General features: G+C 63.1%; 9 protein-coding genes and 1 pseudogene. 4 read left to right on the forward strand and 6 right to left on the reverse strand.

The genetic code is table 11. The features are described from left to right. Positions 1–42 precede the first annotated feature (42 nt). Together OU993_RS03035 and OU993_RS03040 are read right to left on the reverse strand one after the other, a co-directional pair. Positions 43–798, reverse strand: coding sequence for a crotonase/enoyl-CoA hydratase family protein (locus OU993_RS03035; RefSeq protein WP_268154783.1), 756 nt, complete (start codon positions 796–798; stop codon positions 43–45). Positions 799–987: 189 nt separating this feature from the next. Next, positions 988–2766: an acyl-CoA dehydrogenase gene (locus OU993_RS03040; RefSeq protein ID WP_268154784.1), complete on the reverse strand. Its 1779-nt coding sequence runs from the start codon at positions 2764–2766 to the stop codon at positions 988–990. 235 nt (positions 2767–3001) lie between these two features. Here OU993_RS03040 and OU993_RS03045 point away from each other — a divergent pair, with 235 nt between their 5' ends. Continuing rightward, a complete protein-coding gene (locus OU993_RS03045) occupies positions 3002–4912 on the forward strand; it encodes a PhoX family protein (protein ID WP_268154785.1) in 1911 nt (636 codons plus the stop codon). A 134-nt stretch (positions 4913–5046) separates the two neighbouring features. Next, positions 5047–6045 carry a transporter gene (locus tag OU993_RS03050; protein ID WP_268154786.1) on the forward strand — a complete coding sequence of 333 codons (999 nt, stop codon included), beginning with the start codon at positions 5047–5049 and terminating at the stop codon, positions 6043–6045. A 64-nt stretch (positions 6046–6109) separates the two neighbouring features. On the opposite strand, the gene OU993_RS03055 is transcribed toward OU993_RS03050, so the two are convergent. From OU993_RS03055 to OU993_RS03070, 4 genes are all read right to left on the reverse strand, one after another. Beyond that, on the reverse strand, positions 6110–6571 hold the full coding sequence (locus tag OU993_RS03055; protein WP_326493821.1) for a BA14K family protein: 462 nt from the start codon (positions 6569–6571) through the stop codon (positions 6110–6112). Positions 6572–6757: 186 nt separating this feature from the next. Continuing rightward, on the reverse strand, positions 6758–7255 hold the full coding sequence (locus tag OU993_RS03060) for a BA14K family protein (RefSeq protein ID WP_268154787.1): 498 nt from the start codon (positions 7253–7255) through the stop codon (positions 6758–6760). A 131-nt stretch (positions 7256–7386) separates the two neighbouring features. Beyond that, a complete protein-coding gene (locus OU993_RS03065) occupies positions 7387–8463 on the reverse strand; it encodes a hybrid-cluster NAD(P)-dependent oxidoreductase (protein ID WP_268157479.1) in 1077 nt (358 codons plus the stop codon). Positions 8464–8473: 10 nt separating this feature from the next. Next, positions 8474–9718 (reverse strand): aromatic ring-hydroxylating oxygenase subunit alpha, encoded by a 1245-nt coding sequence (locus OU993_RS03070; RefSeq protein ID WP_268154788.1) that lies wholly within the window; start codon positions 9716–9718, stop codon positions 8474–8476. Between the two features lie 465 nt (positions 9719–10183). Here OU993_RS03070 and OU993_RS03075 point away from each other — a divergent pair, with 465 nt between their 5' ends. Both OU993_RS03075 and OU993_RS03080 read left to right on the forward strand, forming a co-directional pair. Then, positions 10184–10795 carry a DUF6656 family protein gene (locus OU993_RS03075; protein WP_442792858.1) on the forward strand — a complete coding sequence of 204 codons (612 nt, stop codon included), beginning with the start codon at positions 10184–10186 and terminating at the stop codon, positions 10793–10795. A gap of 60 nt (positions 10796–10855) precedes the next feature. After that, positions 10856–11837 (forward strand): annotated as a pseudogene (locus OU993_RS03080) (L-threonylcarbamoyladenylate synthase). The last annotated feature ends 21 nt before the right edge of the window (positions 11838–11858 follow it).

Here is an 11858-nt window from a genome sequence, read left to right on the forward strand (position 1 = left end):
GCTCGCTTGCCACTTCCCACAAACGCCTCCTGCGGAAGAGCTTTAACGCTTCAGAAAAGCTTCGAAGGCGGCGCGGGCTTCGGCGCTGCGCAGTTGTGCGGAAAAATGCACCATTTCCGCATCGATGCGGGCGAGCACGTCTTCGGTGGAACCACGCACCAGATCGCGGGCGATCTTGAGCGCTCCTGCGGGTTTTGCGGCGAGCGAGGCGGCGAGTTTCAGCGTTTCGGCCTCAACCTCCTCCGGCGCGACAACCTTCCAGACAAGACCGGCTTCCCGTGCCTGCTCGGCCGAAAAACCTTCGCCGGCGGCCAGCAGGGCAAAGGCGCGCTGGTGGCCCATCATGCGCGGCGCGAGCAGGCTGGAGGCCGCTTCCGGCACCAGCGCCAGATCGACGAATGGCGTCTTGAACAGGCTGCGCGTCGAGGCGACCGTCAGGTCGCAATGCATGTGGAGCGTCGTGCCGATGCCGATCGCCAGACCATCAACGCCGGACACAAGCGGCTTGCCGTAACTTGCCAGAACCTTCAGGAAATCCACCGCGGCGGGCGGCTCCGAGGAGCCCGACATGGCATAAGCGAGGAAATCGCCCATATCGTTGCCGGCGGAAAAACAGCCATCCGTGCCGAGAAAGGCAACCGCCTTGATCGCACCCTCATGACCCGCCTCATGCAGGCCTGCGACCATGGCGCGGTACATGGCAGAGGTGATGGCATTTTTCTTGTCCGGCCTGTTGAACCGGATGACAAGCACGCCCGGATGGGTCTCTGGACGTTCGATCAGGATGTGGTCGGTCATCAATTGTCCTCGTTCAATACGATCCGTCGCGCAGAAAGCCCCTCACCCGGCCTCCGCTCCGCTCGGCCACCCTCTCCCCGTGAACGGGGCGAGGGGGAACGGAGGCGTCGCGGCCCTCTCCCTTCTCCCCGCTGGCGGGGAGAAGGTGCCGGCAGGCGGATGAGGGGCCGCCTCGCCCAGAGCAAGTCCTTAAGCGAACAACATCCGCGCCGCCGCAAGGCTGTCGGCGCCGCGGATGACGCGGTCCTTCAGTGCGGCGGTTTCGGCGATCAGGTTTTCCGCGGCGAAACGGCAAAGTACCAGGCGCTCGGCACGACCGTGGTCCTCATCGGCGAGCGCCCCCTTGGCGAGGTAGGCGCCCGTCAGCGTCAGGCCGAACAGGCGCTGGTAGGGTGTTGCGCCGGCAAGAGCCGCCGCCGCATCGCCGGCGGCAAGGCGAGCGAGCAGCCAGTCGGTCGCCTCTTCCAGATCGGCGAGGCTTGCCGACAGACGCTCCGCCGTTTCGCCGAAACCGTCGAGGTTGGAGGCGCGCGCCTGTTCGGCAATCTCTCTGAGCTCGGCGATGAAACCGCGCACCTGCGCCCCGCCGGACAGCGGCAGTTTGCGGGTAACGAGATCGGCGGCCTGGATGCCGTTGGTGCCCTCGTAGATCGGCGCGATGCGGGCATCACGCCACAGGCGGGCAGCCCCGGTTTCCTCGATGAAACCCATGCCGCCATGTACCTGGATGCCAAGCGAGGCGACATCCACGCCCGCATCGGTGGCGAAACTCTTGGCAATCGGCGTCAGAAGGGCTGCGCGCTCGGCGAAATGGCGCGCTTCGTCGCCTTCTGCCGTATGGGCAATGTCGGTCGCGTGGGCGCAGGCATAACAAATGGCGCGCGCGCCTTGCGTCAGCGCCTTCATGGTGACGAGCATGCGCGCGACATCCGGGTGTTCGATGATCGGGCTCATGCCGGAACCGGTCCAGCCGGGTGCTTTGCCCTGCGTGCGGTCCTTGGCATACTGGATCGCCTTCTGGGTGGCGGCCTCGCAGATGGCCACCCCCTGCATGCCGACGGCCAGTCGCGCATTGTTCATCATGGTGAACATACAGGCCAGCCCCTTGTTCTCCTCGCCGACCAGGTAGCCGATCGCACCCGGCTCATCGCCGAACTTGCCGTCGCCATAGATCATCGTGCAGGTGGGCGACCCGTGAATGCCGAGCTTGTGTTCGATCGAGTGGCAATGCAGATCGTTGCGGGGCCCAAGTGAACCATCCGCGTTCACCAGGAATTTCGGCACGAGGAAGAGCGAGATGCCACGGGTTCCAGCCGGCGCATCCGGCAGGCGGGCGAGCACCAGGTGGATGATGTTCTCGGTGATGTCGTGCTCACCCCAGGTGATATAGATCTTCTGGCCGAAGATGCGGTAGGTGCCGTCGTCGCGGCGTTCCGCGCGGCTCTTCATGACGCCGAGATCGGAGCCGGCATGCGGTTCGGTGAGGTTCATGGTGCCGGTCCATTCGCCGGACACCATTTTCGGCAGATAGGTCGCTTTCAGCGCCTCCGAACCGTGTGCCGTCAGCGCGTCGACCGCGCCCATGGTCAGCGTCGGGCCGAGTGCAAAGGCCATCGAGCCGGAATTCCACATTTCCAGCGCCGCGACATTCAGCATGTGGGGAAGCCCCTGCCCGCCGAAGTCCGGCGAAGCGGTCAACGAGTTCCAGCCGCCTTCGGCCCAGGCGCGGTAAAGCCCGTCCCAGCCCTCCGGCACGATGACCTTGCCGTCAACCAGTTTTGCGCCCTGCCGGTCGCCTATGTCGGCGAGCGGGGCCACCTCTTCGGTGGCGAAACGGCCCGCTTCGGAGAGGATCGCATCCACCAGATCGTCGGTCAGATCTCCCAGCCGCCCTTCGGCGAGCGCAGGCGCGAGGCCCGCCACATGCTTCAGTGTGAATGCAATCTCTTCAACTGGCGCCTTGTACATGGCATGCTCCTCCGCAATCCCTTATCCTGACCGGCGATGTCTCCACCCAGATGCGCCGATCCTAGCCTTATCGGCTAATTGATTTTTACGTAAACGTCAAATGTTTTGCCGGTTTTGCGCGGTCCTGTCGCAGGCTGTTCAACTCTTTGATGGGCGCGGTTTTCGTCATCAACCTGTCATGGCTTACGCGGTAACCGAGTTTGGAACCCTTCTAAACCAACATGGGGAGACGACCATGACTGACATCGACAAGAGCAAGCTTTCCTGGGACGAGTGGGACGAGTTGCAGAACCCGCCGCCGGCCGAAACGGACTTCGACCGGGTCGTTGCATCGGCCGTATCGCGTCGCGGTTTCCTCGGCAGCGTTCTGGCCTTCGGTTCGGCCGCCGCTGCCATGGGCACGCTCGGCAACCTGATGAGCTCGACTTCGGCCCAGGCACAGGAAGCCGCATCGCGTTTCCCGTTCAAGCCGATCCCGATCGCCACCGACAACACGATCCACGTACCGGAAGGTTATTCGTGGAAGGCTCTCGCCAAGTGGGGCCAGCCGCTGTTCTCGAAGGTTCCGGACGTCGATCCGATGAAGGGCGTCAGCCTGGAGAACTCGGACAAGGTGTTTGGTGAAAACACCGACGGCATGGAACTCTTCGTTGTCGGCGACCATCAGCTGATCGCCGTCAACCACGAATACGTCAACCCGGAAATCAACCTGCCGCACCGCGAAAAAGGCATTCCGGCCAATCTCGACGAAGTGCGCATCCTGCAGAACATGCAGGGCGTGACCGTGATGGAAGTGGCCGAAGGCGCAAACGGCTGGGAAATCGTCCTCGACAGCCCGTTCAACCGCCGTATCCACCACAACACTCCGATGAAGCTGTCCGGCCCGGCTGCCGGCTCGGATCTCGTCAAGACGGCGGCAGACCCGAACGGCACGGACTGTCTCGGGACCTTCAACAACTGCGGCGCCGGCAAGACGCCGTGGGGCACCTACCTCACCTGCGAAGAAAACTTCAACGGCTACTACGGCACCACCAATGCCGAGTTCAAGATGCCGGCCGACTACAAGCGTTACGGCATCTCCGCCGAAACGCGTTATGCCTACGAGAAGTTCGACGAGCGTTTCGACGTCGCGAAGAACCCGAACGAACCGCGCCGTGCCGGTTACGTCGTCGAAATCGATCCGTCGAACGCCACCTCGGTTCCGGTCAAGCGCACCGCTCTCGGCCGTATCAAGCACGAAAACGCTGCCGTTGTGATTGCCCGTGACGGCCGCGTGGTCGTTTACATGGGTGACGACGAGCGTGGCGAATTCCTCTACAAATACGTCTCGAACGGCATCTACGTGCCGGGCGGCGACACCTCGAAGCTGCTCGACGAAGGCACGCTCTTTGTTGCCAAGTTCGCCGACGACAGCACCGGCGAATGGGTTGCCCTGACGCCGGAAACGACCGGCATGAAGATGGACGAGATCTGCGTCTTCACCCGCCAGGCCGCGTCCAAGGTCGGCGCCACCACCATGGACCGTCCGGAATGGGTTGCCATCAACCCGGTCGCCATCGAAGCCTATTGCGCGCTGACCAACAACAGCTACCGCGGCGCTTCGAAGGACGGCAAGCCGCGCACCAATGCCGGTGGCGAGGTCCTCAGCCTCAATGCAGCCAACCCGCGCGAGAAGAACAATTACGGCCAGATCGTGCGCTGGTATCCGGAGAACAACGACCACGCGGACAACAAGTTCAAGTGGGACCTGTTCTGCATGGCCGGCAACCCGGCCGTTCACAAGGACGCCTATGCCGGCTCTTCGAACATCAACGAAGGCAACATGTTCAACTCGCCGGACGGCATGATGTTCGATTCGACCGGTCTTCTGTGGATCCAGACGGACGGCGAAGACAGCAACGACGGCGATTATGCCGGTCAGGGCAACAACCAGATGCTGGCGGGCGACCCGGCAACCGGCCGCATCGAGCGCTTCCTCACCGCCCCGAAGGGCGCGGAAGTCACCGGCCAGACCTGGTCTGCCGACAAGCGCACGCATTTCGTCGGCATCCAGCACCCCGACGCACCGTTCCCGGATGGCGAAGGCAAGCTGCCGCGTTCGACGGTCATCGCCGTCAAGCGCAACGACAACGCGATGATCGGCTGATCCCGGCGACGGATCATACGATAAACATCAGGGCGCGTCGGTTTTCCGGCGCGCCTTTTGTGTTTGCGCCTCCGGTTTGTCTTGAAGACATTCACGTGTCGTGACTAGATGCTGCAGCCGCGAAGGAGCCCTCCATGCTGTCCATCGTCCAGTCCATTCCCGGGCTCGTCTGGGCCTACACCTTCGACAGCGAGCAACGCACTTGCCGCCGTCTGCCGCCGGATGCCACCCGCGCCGATCTGAGTTTCGTCGGCAACGGCTTTCGCTGGCTGCATCTGAACCTTGCCGACCAGCGCGTCGCCGCTTTCCTGGAGGAGTTTCCGGAACTGCCGACGGCGGTGGTCACCGCGCTCACGACACATGAGACACACGCCTCGATCACGCTGGAAGACGGCATGATCTATGGCACGCTCGTTGATTTTCAGCGGGAGTTCGATGAGGAAACGCGCGATATCGGCTGGCTGCATTTTGCCGTGTGCGACAATCTTCTGATCACCACGCGCCTGCAGCCGCTGCGCTCCATCGACCGGGTGCGCGCCGCCGTCGAAAAGAACCCGGTGCGTTACCGCCAGCCGATCGACATCTTCGAGCTGATCGTCGCCGAATTCCAGCGCACGCTGATCTCGCTCGTCATCGAGCTGACGGAAGAGCTGAACCAGATCGAGGATGTCGTCTACGGCGCCACCACGCAGGACGAACGCCGCCGTCTGGCGCCCGTGCGCCGCACGGTGGTGCGCCTGCACCGGCACCTGCGCACCGTCCTGACGCTTCTGCGCCGCGCCGCGGCCGCCGACGACGACGAGATGCCGCATGGTTTCGATGACGTGGCCAGCCGCCTGACGAGCCGGTTGGAGGCGGTCGACCACGACGTCTATGCGCTGCAGGACCGGGCACGCCTGCTGCACGAAGAAATCGACTCGAAACTTTCCTCGGAAACGAACCGCCACCTCTATATCCTGTCGCTGATGACGGCTTTCCTGCTGCCGCCCTCGCTGGTGACCGGTTTCTTCGGCATGAACACCTCCGCCCTGCCCTTTGCGCATGGAGAGCATGGCACCATGCTGGCGTTCAGCTTCATGGCGCTTTCGGTATTCGGCGCCTGGTGGCTGCTCAAACGGGCCGGAATTCTGTGAGGCTCAAAACGCAAAAACCGCCCGGAAGGACCGGACGGTTCTCGTTCTCCCGAAATGCTTCGGTTCAATAATAAGGCGACAGGCACTGCTGGCGGGGACCGCCATAGGGCTGGAAGGTGTTCGAGTAGCTATCGTAGGACCGGTAGCGGGCCGAGCACCACTCATAATGGCGCGGATTGATGCCGGCACGGCTCGGGGCCGGGGCATAACGCGGCTGCGAGGCGGCGGAACCGGCGATCAGCGCGCCAGCAATCAGCGCACCGGCGGCCAGCGGTACCCAGGCATTGCCGCTCGAATGATGGCGGCGATCATGGCGGTCCCAGCGACGGTCGTAACGGTCGTGACGGCGCTCCCAGCGATCACGCCGATCCCAGTAGCGGTCATCGCGATACTGCACCTCGACCACCTGCTTTTCGACCTGCGGCGCGGAGACGAGCGGCATCGCCTGGCTCGGCATGACGGACGTGCTCAGGATGGCCGCAGACACGCCGGCAATCGTCAGTTTCTTCAAGATATTCTTCATCATCGATCTCCACTCCCTCGCCGGACGGTCTGCAGGCCGGACCTGATGTCCCCCGGTCCCTCTTCGCTGCAGTTCTGGTTGTATCCTAGGATCTTCTACCTGAACCGCTCCTTAACGCGCCGTTCATCAAAACGGCGATGCATTCCGGCAACCGGTCACCCCCAAAGGGCAACCGGCCAGCGGTGTCCGTCAATACGGAGAGTTGCAGAAGCGGCGATCGCCACGGCTGTTGACCACATAGGTGTTGTCATAGGCACGGTAGGTCTTGTAGCGCTGCTGGCACCAGGAATAATGCGCGGTCGTATAACGGCCCGGACGGACTGGAACCACGGCCCGCGGCTGGGACATGGCGCCGCCGATGATCGCGCCTGCGGCAAACGCCCCGAGCGGGAACCAGAAACCGTTATGGTAACGATAGCCCGGGCGGCGGTCGCGGTAACCGCGATGGCCGTTGTAATAGCCATCGCCGCGACGATCGAAGCGGTGATAGCTGCGCGGCTGCCAACGGCCGAGGCCCGGATCGCGGTTGTCGCCGTATTCATGGTGACCCTGGACGCGGATGATCGGCGCCGGCACCTGTGCGACATCGCGCGGAAAGGCCGGCATCGAAAAGGCTGGAGAAAAACCTGTCGCCGTTACTGCGAAGGCTGTCGCAATAACTGCGAGCTTCTTGGTGAACCTGTTCATGGGAGCTTCCTCTTCCTGCTTTATTGAAGCAGAAACGCGACTGGTGCGCCAGAGGTTCCGTCACGGCCAGCGCACCACAAAGGCGTGATGCACCGGCCTCGCTCGCATCGGTTTTCTTGCTGTCCGGGAGGTCAGACCTCCACTTCGATATCCGTCTTCGGGCGCGAGCAGCAGGCGAGGATGTAACCCTCCTCGATCTCGTCGTCGAGGATGCCGCCATTGTGGTTCATGTCCACTTCGCCGGACAACAGCAGGACGCGGCACGTGCCGCACAGGCCGGATTCGCAGGCAGCGCCAATGCGCACGCCGGCAGCTCTTGCCGTCTGCAACACCGTGAAGCCCGGTTCGCAGGTGGCCTCCTTGCCGGCCATGGCAAACCGCACCTTGTGGGCGGGAGCCCCCTCCTCGCCTTCATGCACGACGACAGGTGCTGCGGGGGCCACCGGCTGAAAGGTTTCCTCGTGGTACCGGCTCATGTCGAAGCCGGCGCCGGAAAGCGATTCGCGGACCGTTGCCATGAAGGGATCCGGACCGCAGCAGAAGACGGTGCGGTCGAGGAAATCCGGCGCCAGAAGCGCGATCTTCGCCTTGTCGATGAAACCGCGAAGCCCGCTCCAGAGCTGCGAGCGGCCGACATTCTCGACGATGAAACCCGGCTGGAAATATGGCAGGTGGCGCGCGAGATATTCCAGTTCCCAGCGGAAGATGATGTCGTCCGGTGAGCGGGCGCAGTGGATGAAGGAAATCTGGCTGTCCGGCTGCCGGTCCGCCATGTCGCGCGTCATCGACATCATCGGCGTGATGCCGGAGCCGGCGGAGATGAAGAGATATTTTTCGCCCGGATGTTTCACATAGGAGAAGTCACCGAGCGGCCCGATGGCACGGATCTTCATGCCGGGGCGCAGGTTCTCGAACATCCAGCGGGTTCCGATGGAATTTTTCTGCGCCTTCACCGTGACCGCCACCGTATAGGGCCGCGACGGCGTCGAGGACAGCGTGTAGGTGCGCAGCAGCGGTTCCGGACCGACAGGCAGTTCCAGCGTGACGAACTGGCCGGGCAGATAGCGGAACCAGTGCCCCGGGCGATCCGCCTTGAAGGTGAAGGTCACGACATCCGGCGCTTCCGGCGTCCAGGCGACACATTCGAGGAGATGCGTCCGGTCGGACCAGGGGCGCATCTCATCGACATGCTTGTATGCGAGATCCATTGCCATCCGGTTATGCTACGACTGCAAGCTTGGCCTGATCACCCTGAAGGCGGTTGATCATGAAATTGCGATACCATTCGACGAACTGCATGACGCCGCCTTCGTGGTCCGGTGAATAGGGACCGGGCTCGTAAGCGGGCGAGCGGATGCCGAAGGCGTTTTCCTCGACGATCGAACGATCCTGGTCGTTGGTCATGTTCCAGACATGGGTCAGCTCTTCGAGATCGTAGTCGACGCCTTCCACCGCATCCTTGTGCACCAGCCAGGTGGTGGTGACGGCGGTTTCTTCCGCCGAAATCGGCAGGACGCGGAAGGAAATCGCGTGGTCGCCCAGCATGTGGTTCCAGGTCGTCGGGTAATGGAAGAGCAGCATGGTGCCGATATGGGTGATCTTCACGTCATCCGACAGCGGCCGCTTGACGGCGCGCTGGCCAGACATGGTGTAGCTTTCCGCATCCTGGATCAGCGGCATGCGGGCGACACGGAACTGGCCGCTCTGGTGCATGTTGAAGCTGCTCGGCAGGCCGGCACCCTCGCAGCGTTCCCAATGTTCGGAAATGAACGGATCGTCGGCTGCGCCCTGCACGCCGGTCGCCGTCGGCGCCTCGGGATAGGTACGGCAGAGTTCCGGATGGTTGCCGGCGCAATGGTAACATTCGCGGTTATTTTCCCAGACGAGCTTCCAGTTGCCCTTCTCGATGATCGTGTTCTTGTGAGCGACCTTCGCCTCCCACAGGCGATGCGGCGCCATGTAGGGCTCGACGGTGGCGCGCACGGGCGCAAAATCCGGCGCCTCGTTGGCAAGACAGATGAAGATATAGCCGCCGACGGTCTCGCAATGGACGGGCTTCATGCCGAACTGCGACTTGTCGAAATCCTCGCCCATTTGGCGGGCGAAGACGAGCGAACCGTCGAGGTCATAGGTCCACTGATGATAGGGACAGACGAGCTTGGCGGAAGCCCCCTTGTCCTGCGTGCAGACGCGGTGGCCACGGTGGCGACAGGTATTGTGGAAGGCGCGGATCACCTTGTCGCGGCCACGCACCACGACGACCGGGTAATCGCCGATCTGCACCGTGAAATAGTTGCCGGCCTTCGGAATTTCGCAGTCATGGCCGAGGAACAGCCAGTCGCGGTACCAGATCATCTCGAGATCGAGGCGATAATAATCGGGATCGATGTAGAAAGGCTGCTCGAGGCTGAAGCCTTCGCGCTGGTTCTTGAGCTGCCGCAGCACCGTGTTGCGAATATCCATGATACACATTCCTGTCGAAGACGGCGGAGGCAGGCAGGTTTGCCGGACGGGCCAAACCGCACCTTCGCCCGCCACGTGGGCCAAGCGTCAACTCTCAAGAACCCGGTCCCAGCAGAGCGCAACAGGTGGCTCATCGCGCCACCGGCAGGGTTCCGGCCGTTGCTGGAGGCAACACCGGCTTCGACCGGCAATGCTCTTCACCGCCGTTCGGAGGCGGGGTTTTCGAGTCTTGGAAACTATAGACGAGGCCGCCGCAGGCCCTCAGTGGACAATGCGACATGCGCTTCCGCATTGACGACAAAATGCGACATGCATGCAAAAAGCGACATGGTGTGCCAGCGACAGCCGATTTCAGCCGGCAAAGGCGCTTCTCGAACGGCGCCAGCCCACCGCGCGGCGCCACGACGCAAGCCACCGTTAAGGAAGTCGACATATAATGGTACGGCCCACGGGAGTCGATCGGCTGTGACCACAAAACCGAAGCTCAGATATTTCGAGGCCAAACCGTTCCGGCCATCGGTGCCGAAACTGAAGCCCGCCGCGCATTCGGAATTCCTGCGCACGGGGAAGATTTCGCGCGACAGCCGCGACTGGCTGCCGGAAGAAAAACGCTATCTGACCTATGAGGAAGTGGCGGCCAGGACCGAGAAGAAACTGACCGCGGCCGGCGAAAAGACACATGAGCGGATCAACAGCTTTCACCGGTCGATCCGGTTTCCGAAAGTGCTCTTCTCCCGCTCGCTCGAAGAACAGCCGCATCTCGGTTATTGTCATGTCACGGCAGCGCGGACGATCTTCGGGCGCGACACACCGATCGACTGGTCCTTCTATATCTGCAACTTCCTTGCCGATATCGGCGACGACACTGACTTCTTCCAGCATATCCGCACCCATTACGCACGCATGTATTTCGCCGTTGCCATCGAGGCGGATGAGGACGGCGGCACACGGGTGAACCGCAAGGTTCGCGGCAACGGGCTTCTGTTCCGCACCAGCGATCCGGGCGACGCGCTGCGCAACGTGCTTCTGCTCGGCGCCCGCGACGAGACGCTGCGCGACATCATCAAGAAGCTCTGAACAGGCCTCCCCCAAAAGAATTTGCGTGGCCCGCCGGTTTGGGTCTATGGAGCGACCATCATGACGGCGCGCATCATCGACATTTCCCAGGAACCGGAACTGGCTTTGGCCGAGGCCTCGGCGTGCCTTGGCGAGGGGCTTCCCGTCGTCATTCCAACGGAAACCGTCTATGGCCTTGGCCGCCGACGCCACCAATCCTTCGGCCATCACCCGCATCTACGAGACCAAGGGACGGCCGCGCTTCAACCCGCTGATCTGCCATATGGCAGACCTTGCCATGGCCGAACGGTATGCGCTGTTCGACCCGCTGTCGCGAAAGCTGGCCGAACGCTTCTGGCCGGGACCGTTGACGCTGGTCCTGCCGCTGAAAAGCGGTTGCGGCATTCACGCGCTTGCGACCGCGGGGCTCGAGACGGTCGGCGTGCGGGTGCCGAAGGGTTTTGCCGGTGACCTGATCCGTCTTCTCAACCGGCCGCTCGCCGCCCCCAGCGCCAACACCTCAGGCCGGATCAGCCCGACCAGCGCCCAGCATGTGGCAGACGATCTGGGCGAGAAGCTTACCCTGATCCTCGATGGCGGCAGCGCCGATGTCGGCGTCGAGTCCACTATCGTCAAGGTCGAGGGCGAGTGCATCCGGCTCTTGCGGCCGGGCGGGATTGCGGCAGAGGAGATCGAACGCCTTCTCGGCCGGCCGATCGAACGGCCCGCGGCACCGTCCCCCACGATCGAAGCGCCCGGCATGCTGGCCTCGCATTATGCGCCGAATGCGGCCGTGCGGCTGGACGCAACCGCAGCCGAGCCCGGCGAAGTGCTGATCCGTTTCGGCGGCAGGCCCGTCGCCGGGGCCGATGCTGCCGCCGCTGTCTTCGAGCTCAGCGAGACCGGCGACCTGGCGGAAGCCGCGAGCAACCTCTTCGACATGCTGCACGCCGCCGATGCGGTGAGCGCAGGCCGCATCGCCATTGCCCCCATTCCGGAGCAGGGGCTCGGCGAAGCGATCAATGATCGCCTCGCCCGTGCGGCTGCCCCCAGGGACCAGTAGCCAGACCAAAAAAGCAGGAAG

The sequence above is a fragment of the Rhizobium sp. SL86 genome, from assembly GCF_026672545.1.
Classification (GTDB): domain Bacteria; phylum Pseudomonadota; class Alphaproteobacteria; order Rhizobiales; family Rhizobiaceae; genus Neorhizobium.

Bases quoted from the DNA above. Each gene is read 5' to 3' on its own strand.
- OU993_RS03035 (WP_268154783.1), bottom strand. From the start codon at position 798: ATGACCGACCACATCCTGATCGAACGTCCAGAGACCCATCCGGGCGTG.
- OU993_RS03040 (WP_268154784.1), bottom strand. From the start codon at position 2,766: ATGTACAAGGCGCCAGTTGAAGAGATTGCATTCACACTGAAGCATGTG.
- OU993_RS03045 (WP_268154785.1), top strand. From the start codon at position 3,002: ATGACTGACATCGACAAGAGCAAGCTTTCCTGGGACGAGTGGGACGAG.
- OU993_RS03050 (WP_268154786.1), top strand. From the start codon at position 5,047: ATGCTGTCCATCGTCCAGTCCATTCCCGGGCTCGTCTGGGCCTACACC.
- OU993_RS03055 (WP_326493821.1), bottom strand. From the start codon at position 6,571: ATGATGAAGAATATCTTGAAGAAACTGACGATTGCCGGCGTGTCTGCG.
- OU993_RS03060 (WP_268154787.1), bottom strand. From the start codon at position 7,255: ATGAACAGGTTCACCAAGAAGCTCGCAGTTATTGCGACAGCCTTCGCA.
- OU993_RS03065 (WP_268157479.1), bottom strand. From the start codon at position 8,463: ATGGATCTCGCATACAAGCATGTCGATGAGATGCGCCCCTGGTCCGAC.
- OU993_RS03070 (WP_268154788.1), bottom strand. From the start codon at position 9,718: ATGGATATTCGCAACACGGTGCTGCGGCAGCTCAAGAACCAGCGCGAA.